This window comes from Turicibacter sp. T129, from assembly GCF_025594975.1.
Taxonomy (GTDB): Bacteria; Bacillota_I; Bacilli_A; order MOL361; family Turicibacteraceae; genus Turicibacter; species Turicibacter bilis.
On record NZ_JAMQUU010000016.1, the window covers coordinates 89,593 to 105,493 of the forward strand.

General features: G+C 35.4%; 12 protein-coding genes. 10 read left to right on the top strand and 2 right to left on the bottom strand.

The features are described 5' to 3' along the window. Positions 1-21 precede the first annotated feature (21 nt). The 6 genes from smc to NEH75_RS02700 all read left to right on the top strand — a co-directional run bounded on the left by smc (position 22) and on the right by NEH75_RS02700 (position 10,028). Entirely contained in the window at positions 22-3,597 is a 3,576-nt protein-coding gene (gene smc / locus NEH75_RS02675; protein WP_262948494.1) for a chromosome segregation protein SMC, read from the top strand. 81 nt (positions 3,598-3,678) lie between these two features. Then, positions 3,679-4,686 (top strand): signal recognition particle-docking protein FtsY, encoded by a 1,008-nt coding sequence (ftsY, locus tag NEH75_RS02680; protein ID WP_055241510.1) that lies wholly within the window; start codon positions 3,679-3,681, stop codon positions 4,684-4,686. Between the two features lie 64 nt (positions 4,687-4,750). Next, positions 4,751-5,068 (top strand): putative DNA-binding protein, encoded by a 318-nt coding sequence (locus NEH75_RS02685; protein WP_055304368.1) that lies wholly within the window; start codon positions 4,751-4,753, stop codon positions 5,066-5,068. A 264-nt stretch (positions 5,069-5,332) separates the two neighbouring features. Further along, positions 5,333-6,757 carry a signal recognition particle protein gene (gene ffh, locus NEH75_RS02690; RefSeq protein ID WP_212723841.1) on the top strand — a complete coding sequence of 475 codons (1,425 nt, stop codon included), beginning with the start codon at positions 5,333-5,335 and terminating at the stop codon, positions 6,755-6,757. Positions 6,758-7,223: 466 nt separating this feature from the next. Continuing rightward, entirely contained in the window at positions 7,224-8,762 is a 1,539-nt protein-coding gene (locus NEH75_RS02695) for an alkaline phosphatase (protein WP_055241503.1), read from the top strand. A gap of 87 nt (positions 8,763-8,849) precedes the next feature. Continuing rightward, positions 8,850-10,028 carry a YibE/F family protein gene (locus NEH75_RS02700; RefSeq protein ID WP_238580538.1) on the top strand — a complete coding sequence of 393 codons (1,179 nt, stop codon included), beginning with the start codon at positions 8,850-8,852 and terminating at the stop codon, positions 10,026-10,028. A gap of 50 nt (positions 10,029-10,078) precedes the next feature. Here the strand turns inward: NEH75_RS02700 and NEH75_RS02705 are convergent, their stop codons facing one another. Then, positions 10,079-10,567: an RDD family protein gene (locus NEH75_RS02705; protein ID WP_262948495.1), complete on the bottom strand. Its 489-nt coding sequence runs from the start codon at positions 10,565-10,567 to the stop codon at positions 10,079-10,081. 313 nt (positions 10,568-10,880) lie between these two features. Between NEH75_RS02705 and rsmD the strand changes: the two genes are divergently transcribed. Continuing rightward, complete coding sequence (gene rsmD, locus NEH75_RS02710; RefSeq protein WP_262948496.1) at positions 10,881-11,441, top strand: 16S rRNA (guanine(966)-N(2))-methyltransferase RsmD; 561 nt, start codon at positions 10,881-10,883, stop codon at positions 11,439-11,441. Between the two features lie 51 nt (positions 11,442-11,492). Further along, positions 11,493-11,990: a pantetheine-phosphate adenylyltransferase gene (gene coaD / locus NEH75_RS02715; protein WP_055274935.1), complete on the top strand. Its 498-nt coding sequence runs from the start codon at positions 11,493-11,495 to the stop codon at positions 11,988-11,990. Positions 11,991-12,215: 225 nt separating this feature from the next. Here the strand turns inward: coaD and NEH75_RS02720 are convergent, their stop codons facing one another. Beyond that, a complete protein-coding gene (locus tag NEH75_RS02720) occupies positions 12,216-13,337 on the bottom strand; it encodes a nucleoside recognition domain-containing protein (protein WP_068758833.1) in 1,122 nt (373 codons plus the stop codon). 255 nt (positions 13,338-13,592) lie between these two features. On the opposite strand from NEH75_RS02720, the gene NEH75_RS02725 reads away from it, so the two are divergent. Both NEH75_RS02725 and feoB read left to right on the top strand, forming a co-directional pair. Then, the gene (locus tag NEH75_RS02725) at positions 13,593-13,820 is read left to right on the top strand and encodes a ferrous iron transport protein A (RefSeq protein WP_055304357.1); all 228 of its coding nucleotides are present in this window, start codon (positions 13,593-13,595) and stop codon (positions 13,818-13,820) included. A gap of 31 nt (positions 13,821-13,851) precedes the next feature. After that, positions 13,852-15,834 carry a ferrous iron transport protein B gene (gene feoB, locus NEH75_RS02730; protein WP_238581255.1) on the top strand — a complete coding sequence of 661 codons (1,983 nt, stop codon included), beginning with the start codon at positions 13,852-13,854 and terminating at the stop codon, positions 15,832-15,834. Positions 15,835-15,901: the final 67 nt, after the last annotated feature.

Sequence of the window (15,901 nt, forward strand, 5' to 3'; positions counted from 1 at the left end):
TGTAGATAAAGGATGAAACGTATGTATTTAAAAAGAATTGAGACAATTGGTTTTAAATCCTTTGCAGATAAAACTGTCGTTGAATTTGAACAAGGTGTCACTGCGGTCGTTGGACCGAATGGATCCGGAAAAAGTAATATTTCCGATGCGATTCGTTGGGTACTAGGTGAGCAGTCAGCTAAGAGTTTACGTGGGGGGAAGATGGAAGATATTATCTTCGCCGGAACATCAACTCGTAAACCATTAAACTTTGCTGAAGTGACGCTTGTTTTAGATAACAGTTGTGGAAGTTTACCAATTGATTATGAAGAAGTCAGTATTACGCGCCGTGTTTATCGTACGGGAGATAGTGAATATTTAATTAATAAACAAAAAGTGCGTTTGAAAGATGTCGTCGATTTAATTATGGATACAGGGATTGGTCATGACTCTTTATCGATCATCTCTCAGGATAAGGTTAAGGCAATCGTTGAGGCGCGCGTTGAAGACCGCCGTGTAATTATTGAAGAAGCGGCTGGTGTATTAAAATATAAAATGCGTAAAAAAGAAGCGACTCGAAAGCTTGAATCAACAAGTGATAACTTAAGTCGTGTACAAGATATTATTTTTGAGCTTGAGGACCAGGTTGAACCGCTTCGTAAGCAGTCAGAACAAGCTGAGAAGTACATGGTGTTAAAGCAAGAATGTAGTGATTCTGAAATTAGTGTGTTAGCTTATGATATTAAAACTTTAAATGACCAAATGGAGCGTTCAAAAAAGGAACGTAAAGATGTTGAATTTGAGCATGTCAGTATTAATGCTAAAATTGCTAATGATGAACGTCGTCGTGATACGTTAAAGCAAAATCAGCAAGCACAAGAGCGCCAGTTGGAACAATTACAAGCTGATTTAGTTGAAACATCAGAATGGATTCAAAAGCTTCAAGGTCAACGTGATGTTTTAAAAGAACGTCATAAAAATGCGTCATCTAATAAAGAAGAATTAGCAGAACAACAAGCACAACTTGAATCACGTTTAGAAACTTCACAAGTCGAGTTGAAAACAGCTGAAGAGGCCATGACAAAGACGAAGACATCGTTAGAAACGAAGCAATCACAGTTACAGAAGGTCTCTGAAGAGTATCAACATTTAGAAGAAAACTTAAAGATTCAATTAGATACGACGCGTGACGCTTATTTTGAAGATGTGAATCGGTTAGCGAGCGTTAAAAATCAATATATTGCGATTAATCAGCAGATTAAGCGAACAGAGACCACGCTTGAGCGCATCAATGAGGATGAGGAAAAAGCGTTACTTGATCGTGACGCATTAGTTCAAGAGCAAGAGACATTTAAAGCACAGTATGGAAAGTTTGAGACATCGCTAAAAGAAAAACGAGATTTATATCAACAATTATATAAAAAACATCAACAACGCTTAAAGCAGGCAGAGATGGAAACAAATCGTCATCGTCATTTAACCCATCAGTTAGATAAGATGAATAACCGTTTGCAATGGCTTGAAGATGCTCAAAAAGATTTCTCTGGATTTAATGAAGGGGTTAAAAAGATTTTAAAAGCTCGTGAACAGGGACAAGTCTCTGGGATTGAAGGGGCTGTTGCTGAGTTAGTTACGGTTCCAAAAGAGTTAGAATTAGCGATGGATGTCGTCTTAGGGCCAGTCATGCAACAGATCGTCACGACCAATGATGATTCTGCTAAAAAAGCCATTGATTTTTTAAAGAAACATCACGCAGGACGTGCCACGTTCTTACCATTAAACGTTATTAAATCACGTCTTTTACCACTGGATGTTCAAAATCGTATTCAAGGAAATCAAGATGTGGTAGGTGTAGCTTCACAATTAGTTGGCTATGATCAACGTTATCGACAAATTGTTGAAAATATTTTAGGAAATATTATTGTAACCAAGGATTTAAATGTGGCGAAAAATTTAGCGAAACAGCTGAATTATCGTTATCGTATCGTAACGTTAGAAGGTGACGTGATTAATGCTGGAGGGGCGATGACCGGAGGGGCTGTGAAGCGTCAAGGTTCATCTTTACTTCGTCAAAAAAATGAAATTGAAGATTGCCAACGTCAAATTCAGCAATTAACGGATGAGTTAGAACAGTCAAAAGTATTTCAAGAAGAATGGGCACAGACCGTGAAGCAATCTGAAAAAGAATTGCAAAAGGTACAACTTGCTGGTGAACGCTTAAAAGAGAAGATGTCTGAAGTGAATCAACAGAAGTTAGCGTTTGAATATCGTGAAAAATCACAAAATGAACGTGAGCAATTACTTCGTATTGAACGTCGTGAACATGAAGCCGAATTAAAACAATTAGTTGAGAAGAATAATCAGTTAGCAGAAGATCGTTTAGTTCTAGAACAACGTATTGAAGAGGCAAAAGCAACAATTGAGACGTTAGAAGAACAACTTGAACAACAAGAAGAATTAAAATCTCAATTATTACAACAGATGACTGAATTAAAAGTCGATGTGGCAAAACTTGAAACGGCATTACATAATGAGTGTGCGACGTTTGAGCGTTTAAAAGGTGAAACTGAACAAGCTAGAATACGTTTAAAAGAATTATTAGATAAAATTGCTGAAAGTGAACAAGCATTACTTGGAAATGACGATGAAGTGGTTCAATTAGAAGCAAACTTAGCTGAGAAAAAAGAAAAACGTGAAGGCATCATTGAACAGATTCAAGATCAGCGTGTCACGTTAACAAAAGTCAGCCAAGAATTAGAGACACTTGAACGTGAAGTTCGAGAAAGTCATAAAGTTCAACAAAAGATGGCTGAATCATTAAATCAATTAGATGTTTCAATTGGGAAAGTCGATGTTGAGATGGATATCATGATTAAAAAGTTAGAGGAAGAGTATCAGATGACGTTTGATCATGCAAATGAAAATTATCCATTAAAAGGCTCAATTGAAGAAATTAAATCACGTATCCGTAGTATTAAAGGTCAAATCGCTGCACTGGGTGAAATTAACGTTGGAGCGATTCAGGAATATCAACGTGTTAAAGAGCGTTATGATTTCTTGACGACACAGCGTGATGATTTAATCGAAGCGAAAGCCACGTTAGAAGAGACTATTAATGAAATGGATCAAGAGATGACGGTGAAGTTTAAAGAAACGTTTGATCTGGTTCGTGAACAATATATGGAGATCTTTAAAAAATTATTCGGTGGTGGAAGTGCGGATTTAGTGTTGACCGATCCTCATGATTTACTTCATACAGGGGTAGAAATTATTGCTCAACCACCAGGAACGAAGTTAAAGACTTCGAATTTATTATCAGGTGGTCAAAAGGCATTAACATCAATCGCGTTATTATTTGCTATCTTAAAAGTTCGTACGGTTCCGTTTTGTGTGCTTGATGAGGTTGAAGCCGCACTCGATGAAGCGAACGTCGCACGCTATGCGAACTATTTAAAGGCATTTAGTAATGAGACGCAATTCATTGTCATTACTCACCGTAAAGGAACGATGGAAAAAGCCGATGTTTTATATGGGGTGACGATGCAAGAGCGTGGAGTGACGAAATTAGTTTCAGTCCGCATGGATAATGTCTCAGACTATATGGATGACGAAAAATAATAGTCAGATGGCTAAAAATGTGATAGAGTAACAATAAGTAGTAGTTAACTATAATACAATATGATGATTGAGGTGGCATCTATGGGTTTATTTGATCGTTTGAAATCGATCGTTCTTGGAAAGAAAGAAGTGTCTGAGACAGAATTACGTGCTCAGCAACATTATAAAGAAGGTATGAAGAAAACACGTGGGAACTTGTTAAAACAATTACAATCAGTGTTTTCAAGTTATACAGATGTGAATGAAGAATTATTTGAAGAATTAGAAGATATCTTCATTATGGCAGATATCGGGGTTTCAACGGTTGTTGAATTCATTGATCAATTAAAAGAAACTGTTCGTGAGCATAATGTAACAGATCCAAAAGAGTTACAACGTATCATGGTTGATAAGTTATTTGAAATTTACGTCAAGGGTGAGATTGTTAACTCAAACTTACGTATGAATAAAGAAGGTTTAACAGTTATTTTATTTGTTGGGGTTAACGGTGTTGGAAAAACGACATCAATTGCTAAAATTGCTCATCAATTAAAAGCTAAAGGAAAATCAGTATTATTGGCAGCGGGAGATACGTTCCGTGCGGGTGCCATTGAACAGTTAGAAGTTTGGGGAGACCGCATTGGTGTAGATGTTGTTTCTTTAAAAGAAGGTTCAGACCCATCAGCGGTTATGTTCGATGCTATTAAAGAAGCGAAGGCTCGTAATGTGGATGTTTTATTATGCGATACAGCGGGACGTTTACAAAATAAAGTTAACTTAATGAAAGAGCTTGAAAAAATTAAACGTGTCATTGAACGTGAAGTACCAGGTGCGCCTCACGATACGTTATTAGTTATTGATGCAACAACAGGTCAAAATGGAATGAGTCAAGCAAAAGCATTCTTAGAGGCAACAGATGTTTCTGGAATTGTTTTAACTAAATTAGATGGAACAGCTAAAGGTGGAATTGTTTTAGCAATCCGTAACGAAATTGGAATTCCAATTAAGTATGTTGGTTTAGGTGAAAAAGCAGAAGATTTAGTTCATTTTGATATTGAACAATATATTTATGGTCTGTTTGCAGACTTATTTGAAGGTGACGAGAACTAATCGATGTTACGTTTGATTTTAAAATAAGTCGGTAGGCATGATAGATTGGACTGGGGGCAAAACGATGCTAGAGAAAGTCAATCGAATGAATGAGCTATATGATACTTATCAAGAGTTATTAACGTCTAAGCAAAAGGTGTATTTCGAACTTTATTATCAAGATGACTTATCACTCAGTGAGATTGCAGAGCAGTTTGAGGTAAGCCGAAATGCAGTATTTGATAATATTAAGCGCACAGGTAAGTTGCTTGAGGATTATGAAGATAAGTTACAGTTATTAAATAAGCGTGAAGCACGCGAAAAGATTATTGATCAGATGATGTTGCATACATCGGATGAACAATTAGTGAAATGGATGTATGAGTTACAATCACTTGACTAAACAAGAATCAGTTAAATTTACAGTGCAAAATTAACTCATTCTATTGTTAGACTGTGTGAATGATGTTTTTATATAGAAACAAAAATGTATTTCATATTTTTAGGATGAGTCATAGTTTCACAAACGATTGGGGACTAAGACATCCTATCGTCGCGGGGTCACCTAGCGATTTCTGAAAGAGATCTATTCCACCACCGCTAGGGATTAAAAGTTTTTCAAATAGCAAAAACTTATCGCGACTTGTAGATATAGGAGGTTTATAAAATGGCATTTGAAACATTATCAGAACGCTTGCAGTCAGCACTAAAAAGTGTTACACGTAAAGGAAAGTTAACGGAAAAAGATGTTGACGTGATGATGCGTGAAGTCCGCTTAGCGCTACTTGAAGCCGACGTAAATATTAAAGTCGTACGTGAATTTATTAAAGAAGTAAAAGAGAAAGCCATTGGTGAGACTGTTTTAAAAAGTTTAACACCAGGGCAACAAGTTATTAAAATCGTTAATGAAGAGTTAACGAAATTAATGGGTGAAAATGCAGCTGAATTAAACTTTGGACATACAAAGCCAGCTGTGTTTATGATGGTCGGATTACAAGGGGCCGGAAAAACAACTCATACAGGGAAATTATCAACTTACTTACGTAAGAAAGAGAAAAAGAATCCGTTATTAGTCGCTTGTGACGTGTATCGTCCAGCTGCGGTTGATCAGTTAAAAACAATTGGGAAACAATTAAATATTCCAGTTTTTGAAAAAGGAACATCAATGAATCCAGTCGATATTGCTAATGAAGCAATGGCATATGCGCGTGAAAATGGTCACGACTTAGTGATTATCGATACGGCCGGACGTTTGCATATCGATGAGCAATTAATGGATGAGTTAAAAGATATTAAAGCGTTAGTTAAACCACAAGAAATCTTATTAGTTGTTGATGCTATGACAGGACAAGATGCGGTAAATGTAGCACAGTCATTCCATGAGCAATTAGATTTAACAGGAGTTATTTTAACGAAATTAGATGGGGATACTCGTGGTGGTGCGGCTTTATCGATCCGTAAAATTACAAATGTTCCAATCAAATTCATGGGGATGGGAGAAAAACTTGATACATTAGAAGTATTCCACCCTGAACGTATGGCATCTCGTATTTTAGGTATGGGAGATGTTATGACATTAATTGAGCGCGCTCAAGAGAATTTTGATGAAGAAGAAAGTATGAAGTTAGCAGATAAAATGATGAATGCAACATATGACTTCAATGACTTCTTAAAGCAAATGAAGCAAATGAAAAAACTGGGTGCATTTGAAGATATCTTAAAACTGATTCCTGGAGTAGGGAATCAATTAAAAGATATTAATATTGATCCAAAACAAATGGCTCGTGTGGAAGCAATCATTTACTCAATGACAGAACAAGAACGTAAAAACCCAGATTTAATTAATGCAAGTCGTAAAAACCGTATTGCTAAAGGGTGTGGATGTGATATTGCTGAAGTTAATCGTTTAATTAAGCAATTTACAGATATGCGTAAAATGATGAAGAAATTCTCAAACATGGATCCACGTCAAATGGAACGTATGGCAGCCGCTATGCAACGTGGTGGAGGAAATCCAATGGCTGGCCTTGGTGGCATGATGGGACAAGGTAAAAAAGGAAAAGGTAAAGGACGTGGAGGATTCCGCTTCTAATAAAGAAGATCGCTAAATAGGCGATCTTTTTTTTGTGATAAAAAATGAATAGTTAACAAAAATTTTTTCCGCAAAAAGGTGAGACATTTGAAATTATTCTGAAAAATGAAAGGATATTAATAAAACTTTGCATTTATTTGTCATAAAAAAGAGTCTTTTACAAAAAAATAAGGAAGAAAAGATGGCTTTAATAAAGTGAATGCATAGAAGATTAAAAGCATGTTTATATTTTTCTCATTATGTTGAGAATGCCATGAACTATGTTCTTGTATGGGACTATTACAAATAAGGATTAAGAAAAAAAAGAGTGAACTAAATCATTTGGAAATATCAAATGATACGCTATGTATTAACTGTTTCTTCACAAAATTAACACACAATTTATGGATAAAGCATCTAATAATGGTTAAAATGAGGTTGTTGATGAACAATACAGATTAATAATAAACAGGTGGAGGGACTTATAATGTTCAAAAAATGGTTAAGTGTTATCTTATCAGTAGCAGGTGTATTAGCCTTTATAACAGGATGTTCGACCAATGAAATAGATAGAGGTGAAACATCACAAGAACCGAAAGTGACAGCAGAAGCTAAAGAAGGTGAAATGGCAACAAAAGTTCCTAAATATGTGTTTATGTTTATTGGGGATGGAATGTCTCAAGTTCAAGTGAACTCAGCACAAGTTTACGAAGGGAGTAATGTATATGGAGACGTTAGGACATCAAATTTAAGCTTTACACAATTTCCTGTTACAGGCTTAGTTACAACACAAAATTCTAGTTCTTTTGTTCCAGATTCAGCCTCAACGGCAACATCCTTGTCATCAGGTGTTAAGACGCATAGTGGAGTTATTGGTCTAAATGTTGATAAGACAGAAGCGACGAAAACTATTGCTGAGCAAATGAAAGAATCTGGTAAAAAAGTTGGGATTGTATCATCTGTCACTTTAAATCATGCGACACCAGCTGCCTATTACGCTCATGTTGAATCACGTGGAATGTATTATGAAATTGCTAATCAATTAGCAGAATCTAACTTTGACTACTTCGGAGGAGGATCCTTATCTCAACCAACAGGAAAAGATAACAATCAAAAAGATGCTTTCGAAATTATTAAAGAAAATGGATATACGATTGCCAATACAAAAGAGGATATTTTAGCTCTAGATGAGAATTCAGGGAAAGTTTATGCGGTAAGTCCAGTTTTACAAGATGGTGGGTCACTGCCATATTATATCGATACAAAAAAGGGAGATTTAACACTAGCTGACTTCGTTCAAAAAGGAATTGATGTATTAGATAATGATGAAGGGTTCTTTATGATGGTTGAATCAGGGAAAGTTGACTGGTCATGCCATGCTAATGACGCGATGACAGCCATTCAAGAAGTTTTAGGGTTTGAATCAGCAATCGATGTGGCGATTGCCTTTGCTAATGAGCACCCAGAAGAAACATTAATTGTCGTTACGGGAGATCATGAAACAGGTGGTATGAGTATCGGATTTGCGGCAACTGGTTATGATACAGCATTCAATTTATTAGACGCACAAAAAATGTCTTATGTCGCATTTGATGAATTAGTTAAAGCGAAAAAAGAAGAAAATCCAAACTTAACATTTGAAGAGATGTTACCAATGATTAAAGAAAACTTTGGCTTATTAACAGCTGATGATGAAGCTGCAGCAGTTAAAGAAAATCAAGCCTTCGTTTTAAGTGACTATGAATTAGCAAAATTACAAGCTGGATTTGAAGAATCAATGAAAGCAGTAGAAGATCGTACATCAAGTGAGGAAAATGACTTATTATACGGTGGATATGATCCATTATCTGTGAGCTTAACACATATTTTAAATAATAAGGCGGGAATTGGATGGACTTCATATGCACATACCGGAACACCAGTAGCTGTGTATGCCATGGGAGTAGGATCTGAAAAATTTAGTGGATTTTATGACAATACAGATGTTTATCATAAATTAGTTGAAGTAACAGGTTTAAAAGAATAATCCATATTGAGATAAAACTAGTTAAGTTAAATAATTAACAAGACTGGTGAAAACCAGTCCTCTATCATTTTGAAGGAGTCGTTTGTTTTGACGTGGTTAAAGAATAAAATCAATCGAAAAGAATGTGTTATGATTGGAGTTTTTATCGTTTTACTTGCTCTTTTATGGTGGATTCCAACGGGGTTTCAAAAACAAATTTATGTTAATTCAGAAGGTGTGAAAGCAAAAGTCGTTGAAGTAAATAATAAGGGTGTTTATTCCACGGGGATGATTCAACAAGGGGACCAACGTTGCACAATTGAAATTTTAGAAGGTGAACACAAAGGACAACAAGTTGAAGGGATGAACTTGCTGACTGGAAAGTTAGAGTTTGATAAAATGTTTAAACCGGGCGATGAGGCTTGGGTATTGTTAGAGTTGGACTCATCGAATGAGGTTATCTTCGCTAATATGGTGGATTATTATCGAATCGATCAACAAATTTTCTTAATTGGATTATTTGTTATACTAATCATTGCCTTTTCGGGCTTTACTGGAGTTCGGACATTGTTGTCGTTTTCCTTTGCTTTATTTAGTATTGTGAAGATTTTAATTCCATGTCTGCTAAAAGGAATCCCTCCATTATTAGTTGCCTTAATGGTTGGAAATTTATTGACAGTTATAACCTTGCTGTTAGTCGCAGGTTGCAATAAAAAGGCATATACGGCAATTATAAGTTCGATGATTTGTTCTTTAATGACGTGTCTATTAGCTGTTGTATTTGGGGATCTATTTAAGATGCATGGAGCCGTGATGGATTGGTCAGAGTCTTTACTTTATGCAGGATATCAACATTTAGATTTAACGGCCATTTTTCAAGCGGGAATTTATTTAGCTTGTTCAGGTGCCATTTTAGATTTATCGATTGATATTTCAGCTGCTTTAGACGAGGTTATTAAAAATAATCCAAGTGTTTCACGAGCAAATTTAATTAAATCGGGGCTTTCGATTGGAAAATCCGTCGTTGGGAGTCAGACAACAACGTTATTACTTGCTTATATGGGAAGTTATATTACGATTTTAATGGTTTATATGGCACAAGGAACACCATTAATGTCTATTTTAAATTCTCAAAAAGTTTCATCTGAAATTCTGCATACGTTTGTTGGTTGTATTGGCTTAGTTCTTGTTTCACCACTAACAGCTATCATTTGTGGGATTGTTTATTGCCCAAGACATCATCGTGAAGCAGCGATTGAAACATCACCACTTATTCCAGAAAATTAATATAATAAAAAGCGCCCTGTTTAATGATAGCGCGCTTTTTGATAGGTTCTTTATCTAATTGTTCGTTGAGTTTGGTAATTTTGATAATAATCATCTTCGGCAAATTGATTGCCTTCATAATTTTTAATTTGAGGCTTTAGATCGATGACCTCAGTTTTAAAGATGAGATCATGTAGTGTTCGATGGTCGCTACGTTCACTGCACATGAAATAACTGATGATATGGCTCAGTCCAAATGTAAGTATGAATAATAAATATTTCGTTAGTTCTCTAAGCTGAATTTCCCACCAAGCTAAAGGAGTATGTGACTTTAAATGTAGTGGTTTCAGTTTGAAAATAAGCTTGCCTATACTTTGACCTTGATTTAGACACGGAATTAGAAAGATTAAAAGATATAACCCAAGGATAAGGATAACTTTTTGTAACCAGCCCATTAAGGTAAAAGCACACATAAAAATAAATAATATAGTCATTCCAAAATCAAGGAGATAGGCGTTGCTGCGTTTAATGAAATTTGCGATATAAATTGACTCTTTCACACACTCACCTCTTTAATCCAATTTATGGATATTATAACATTGAAACGTCTTTGTGTAAACGTTTAAAATAGGGAGGTTAAGAGGTAGTAAACTAGAGACAGTTGTGCTTAAAATACAGGGAAATAAAAAATAAGCCGCCTAGGGGGTGGCGGCTTATTATTCATACTTTGACCATATGTGAAAGGGAGAGGAGAAGTATGATAGAAGAATAGGGGGGATTATTTTTATAGTAACCTCTCGGCTACAATTATAATATTGACATTAACTATATTTTCTATACAATTAAATTAGAAAAATATTAGGAAGTGATAAAATGCGAGTTGTTGCTGGAACATTAAAAGGACGTAGCATCAAGGCAGTTAAAGGAACAAATACGCGACCAACGACAGATAAGGTTAAAGAAAGTATCTTTAATATTATTGGCCCTTATTTTGATGGTGGAGTAGCATTGGATTTATTCGGTGGAAGTGGAAATTTAGGAATTGAATCATTAAGTCGTGGAATTGATCGTGTTATTTTTGTCGATCGAGAAACGATTGCTATTAATACGATTAAACAAAATGTTAAAGATTTAAAAATTGAAGATCAAGTTGAAATTTATCGAAATGATGCATTTAAAGCATTGAAAGCCATTGTCAAACGTGGTTTACAATTCGATTTAATTTTATTAGATCCTCCGTATAAGGGGCAGCGTATTAATGAGATTATCGAGTTTATTCATGAAAATGAGTTATTAGCTATGGATGGAATTATTATGGCTGAGTGTTTAAAAGAGGATGAACTTCATGAATCAATTGGAGATATTCATCAAGTTAAACGTGAAATTTATGGAATTACCGCTATTACCATTTATAATCGAGTAGATGAAAACTAATGCATTGATTCATGATTACTCATGAGTAGTGTTAACATGGAGGATATAGGAATGGATAAAGTAGGACTTTACTCTGGAACGTTTGATCCGGTGACGAATGGACATTTAGATGTCATTGAGCGCGGTTATGAACTATTTGATCGTCTTTATATCACTGTGGCGCAAAATATTAATAAGAAAACATTATTTACAGTTGAAGAACGTGTAGAGATGTTAAAGTGTGCGACAGCACATCTACCTAATGTAGAAGTGATGGTTTGTTCAGATAAATTAGTCGTAGATTTTGCTAAAGAAGTGGGAGCTAAAACGATTTTACGTGGTCTTCGTGCAGTTACAGATTTTGAATACGAATTTCAAATTGCAACGACGAATAAGCGATTAGCACCAGAGATTGAAACGGTCTTTTTGATGACAAAAGCAGAAAATATGTTTTTATCTTCATCAACGACAAAAGAAGTCGCTCGATTTGGAGGCGATGTTTCAAGTTTTGTACCTGACTTTGTCAAAGACGCGCTAGAAGAAAAATATAAAATATTACAAACGAAATAATGTGAAGAGATAAGTAAGGTTTGCTGTTACTTATCTCTTTTTCTTTATCCTTTCATTTTTATAACTAGTGTGGTATCTAATACAAGATTGCTTGGGAATAGTGACTAATACTTCAGCTAATAATGGACTAATTTTAAAGGAAGAGACTGAATTAAAGAACGAAATTAAAGGAGGTTTGCTGAAATTATGGATTAAAAAAGCTTATCCATTATTTTGGATAAGCTTTTAAGCTAGTTTATGTTTGACTCTTATTTTTATTTGGTGGTATAGTTTTAAAACGAAATAAGAAGCAAATAAGACCACGGTCAGTGGAATGAGAGAAGAGTCCACTGTAGATGGAGTTGAGTCGAGAGGAAGGAAGACATCTATATCCTCTCTTAAGACTGTTTTCCATGTCAGTAACACGATGAGTGCACTCGTACATCCATGAAGGAGTCGCATGATGAAATATTTAAGATAAGGAATATTCAAGTTTTTGGCAAACATAAAACTTTGTGTGTGGACAGATAGACCAGTAAAACTAATAATAAAAGCAGTTAAGACGAGTTTAGTTTGAAGAGGAGCGGTTGTTTGCGAAACTTTAGTGACTCCTTGGGTAAATTCAAGAATTCCTGCTACAAGTGGTTCTATTGACGCTAGACCTATATCTTCAATAAAAGGATGCATAATGACATTGAAGAGTTGTGTAATCTCGATAATATTAAACGTCTCAGAAATGATGTAGAAAAAGACGATAATTCCTCCAACACGGATTAACGTTTGAAGACTACTTTCAATACAGTCAATCAAAATAGCAGAAAATGATTGATTTGGAAATTGAACGGTGACTTGGCGAATTGTTTCTTTGGAGCGAAGTAAAGGATAACAACAAATAAAGACAGCAATTGATCCTAAAAGATGCGCTATTAATAATAAGTAACCAATCGTGGTGGATTGATACAACACGACGCCTACCGTTCCGAGGATGAAGAGGGGGCTGGCAAAGTTGCAAAAATACATGAGTCCTTCCATTTCTTTAGCACTAATTAAATGTTGATCATAGTAATCTCGTGCCATCTTTGATCCTGATGGATTTCCACTAATCATGCTCAAAAACATAACAAAAAATGTAATGGGTGATAAGTGAAGTAGGTATTTAAATAATGGCGTGAGCAACTTACCGATTAATTGCGGCACTTGATAATAAATCATGAGACGCGTCAGTACAAAGAATGGAAAGAGTGAAGGCACAACTTTTTCTGCCCAAGTGACAAAACCAGTTTTGGTCGCCGCAATAATAGGCGCTGGTTGCAGTAATAAGATAATAAGAAATGCAAGAAGAACAACAGAATTCATGATTTTTTTCATAGATAATCACCTATAATGAATGTATTGTAAAGGAAGGGAAAGTATGTCTTTTTTAAATTGACACATAACTACAAGTTATATGGATTCTAAAGTAGGTAGTGAATACTTTTTCATGAAATCATCAAGATGAAGTTAGTTTCATAGGCGTTTTAATAAGTGTTAAAAGAGGACAATTCGATTGGAATAGACATCAAGTTTTGCATATGATATAATATAATCAATGAGAATTATTATCAATCAAAAGGAGACATGATGATGACTTTATCGACATTAAAAAAAGGTGAGAGTGCGTTAATTTTAGATTTTAAAGATTTGTCAGATAGTTTCAGCCGTCGACTTTATGACGTGGGAATTTCCATTGGCTCAGAAGTTACGATGTTAAATATTTTAAACTTTGGACAATTATTTTATATTTCAATTGATGATGTTGATTTTTGTATCCGAAAACAAGATGCTAAAAAGATAACTGTTGAAAAATTATAAGGAAAATTAGGAGGTGAGTTGCTTGCGTTTAATGTTAATTGGAAATCCTAACGTGGGTAAAACAACATTATTTAATAGCTTAACAGGAGCGAATGCTCATGTTGGGAACTGGAGTGGGGTCACAGTTGATAAACTGGTAGGGAGTATTAAAAAAACGAATGATGAGCTAATAGACTTACCGGGAACTTATAGTGTGACGCCAAGTAGTGAAGATGAGGGAGTGGTGACTTATGCCCTTTTAAATGAGTCATATGATGGACTTTTAAATATTGTCGATGCAACGCATTTAAAGCGTAATCTTCATTTAACGATTCAGTTGCTAGAAGCAAATGTTCCTATCTTAGTGGCCATGAACATGATGGATGCTCTTCATAGAAAGGGATTAAATTTAAACCTTGAGAAATTAGAAAAAATGCTCGGAGTTGATGGAGTCCTTATTTCTGCTCGTAAAAATGAAGGAATTGATGAAGTGATTCATCAATTACCCACATTAACACTAAAAAAACCATTTCGTCTATATTATGGTGTCACAATTGAAACAGCTATTTCTCAGATTTTATCGCTTCTTAGTGAGACTCCTCAACATTTAGATGCCCGTTGGATTGCGATTCAGGCATTAGAGGGAAATGAGGGAATTTATCAATCACTATCTCTTGCAAATGAAGTACCAATTCGTGCGATTGTGGAGGAAACTGAACGAAAAATTATAAACGAAAAAGTGGCTTTATCGTTAAAAGGTGCTATTTTTAATAAGCGACGCGAATTTATTCATCAACTTTATCGTGAGTGTATGCAGACGATTCCTGGTTTTAAAGTTGAAACGAAGCCTAAGTTAACGAAGGTCGATCGTTATTTAACACATCCGATTATCGGAACGTTGATTTTTCTCGTCCTTATGTTTTTAATTTATGTGGTAACGTTTGATTTAGTAGGAAATCCAATCTCCGATGGATTTAGTGCCGTATTAGATGAATGGATTGTACCGAATCTATCAAACTTCTTAGTGTCATTAGGCGCCAACCCAGATGGTTTCATTTATGGAGCACTCATTGATGGATTAGTTGCAGGGGTAGGAGGTGTGATTGTCTTCTTACCACAAATTTTAATTTTATTCTTCTGTTTATCGCTAATGGAAGCAACTGGATATATGGCGCGAGTTGCGATTGTGATGGATTATATCTTCTCAGGGTTTGGACTAAATGGGAAGGCGATCGTCCCGCTTGTGACTGGATTTGGGTGTAATGTTCCTGCGATTATGGCGACGCGTACGATTCCTGATCGGAATGAACGTATCAAAACGATGATGGTGATTCCATTTATGTCGTGCTCTGCTCGTTTACCGGTTTATGTCTTATTTGTTGGAATGTTCTTTGCGAAGTATCAATCTCTTATTATTATGGGATTATATTTACTTGGTATTGTGATTGCTTTATTAAGTGCAAAACTATTATCAGTATCAATCTTTAAAAAGACAGAAGATAATTTTATTTTAGAGGTTCCACCGTATCGTGTTCCACAAGTCAAAAATTTAATTAGCCAGACGCTTAATCGTGGAAGTGACTTTATTCATACGGCTGGGAAATTTATTGTCTTAGGATCGGTTATTTTATGGTTATTACAAGAGATGGGGCCAGCAGGATTACATGTGGCGAGTGATGAAAGTTATTTAGCAATGTTAGGTAGTGTCTTAGCTCCGTTATTTCTTCCTCTTGGCTTTGGAACATGGCAAGCAGCTAGTAGTTTAGTAGTAGGATTTTTAGCGAAAGAATTAGTGTCCTCATCTATGCTAATTATTTGTGGGGCGGAAGCGGGGATTTTAACGTTATTTACACCACTTCAAGCCTTTAGTTTTTTAGTGTTCTCTGTACTTTATATTCCTTGTCTATCAACGGTGGGGGTCATGTATCAAGAAACGAAATCAGCTAAGACAACAGCGTTAATGGTTGCGTTTGGATTAATTGTTGCTTACCTCGTTAGTTTAATTGTTTATCAGTTAGGATTGATCATTGTATAATATGGACTTTTTATAACTCCTTTTGAATAGAAATTTAGGCTATAAAAAAATCACGACATCAAATGTG

Excerpts from the sequence above, each read along its gene's own strand:
- smc (WP_262948494.1), top strand. The coding sequence starts at position 22 with ATGTATTTAAAAAGAATTGAGACAATTGGTTTTAAATCCTTTGCAGAT.
- ftsY (WP_055241510.1), top strand. The coding sequence starts at position 3,679 with ATGGGTTTATTTGATCGTTTGAAATCGATCGTTCTTGGAAAGAAAGAA.
- NEH75_RS02685 (WP_055304368.1), top strand. The coding sequence starts at position 4,751 with ATGCTAGAGAAAGTCAATCGAATGAATGAGCTATATGATACTTATCAA.
- ffh (WP_212723841.1), top strand. The coding sequence starts at position 5,333 with ATGGCATTTGAAACATTATCAGAACGCTTGCAGTCAGCACTAAAAAGT.
- NEH75_RS02695 (WP_055241503.1), top strand. The coding sequence starts at position 7,224 with ATGTTCAAAAAATGGTTAAGTGTTATCTTATCAGTAGCAGGTGTATTA.
- rsmD (WP_262948496.1), top strand. The coding sequence starts at position 10,881 with ATGCGAGTTGTTGCTGGAACATTAAAAGGACGTAGCATCAAGGCAGTT.
- coaD (WP_055274935.1), top strand. The coding sequence starts at position 11,493 with ATGGATAAAGTAGGACTTTACTCTGGAACGTTTGATCCGGTGACGAAT.
- NEH75_RS02720 (WP_068758833.1), bottom strand. The coding sequence starts at position 13,337 with ATGAAAAAAATCATGAATTCTGTTGTTCTTCTTGCATTTCTTATTATC.
- NEH75_RS02725 (WP_055304357.1), top strand. The coding sequence starts at position 13,593 with ATGACTTTATCGACATTAAAAAAAGGTGAGAGTGCGTTAATTTTAGAT.
- feoB (WP_238581255.1), top strand. The coding sequence starts at position 13,852 with ATGTTAATTGGAAATCCTAACGTGGGTAAAACAACATTATTTAATAGC.